Origin of the sequence: Rhodanobacter denitrificans (assembly GCF_003335105.1) — a bacterium.
Classification (GTDB): Bacteria; Pseudomonadota; Gammaproteobacteria; order Xanthomonadales; family Rhodanobacteraceae; genus Rhodanobacter; species Rhodanobacter denitrificans_A.
Map to the genome: position 1 here is coordinate 1 of NZ_QFWQ01000017.1, position 445 is coordinate 445.

1 pseudogene is annotated in these 445 nt (G+C 70.6%); it reads left to right on the plus strand.

Features of this window, described 5'->3' with window-relative positions:
• Positions 1-445: pseudogene (locus tag DEO45_RS16305) on the plus strand (glutamine--fructose-6-phosphate transaminase (isomerizing)); the annotation flags it as partial.

The window sequence follows — 445 nt, forward strand, 5'->3', positions numbered from 1 at the left end:
GGCCCTGATCGATGAACGCCTCGGTCAGGGCATGTCGCTGCGCGAGGCGGTGCTGGCCACTGTGCGCGAGCTGGAAGGCGCCTATGCGATCGCGGTGGTCAGCCGCGACGAGCCCGACCGCGTGGTCGGCGCGCGCCGCGGCGCGCCGCTGCTGGTCGGTCTGGGCATCGGCGAGAACTTCCTCGGCTCCGACGCGCAGGCGCTGATCCAGGTCACCAACAAGATGCTGCATCTGGACGAGAACGACGTGGTCGAGATCACCCGCGACAGCGTGCAGGTGTTCGCCCTCGACGGCACGCCGGTGGCGCGCCCGGTGCACGAGAGCGAGCTGTCCAGCGACGCGGTCGAGCGCGGCGAATACCGCCACTACATGCAGAAGGAGATCTTCGAGCAGCCGCGCGCGATCGCCGACACGCTGGAGGCACGCCTGGGCGCGCACGGCGTG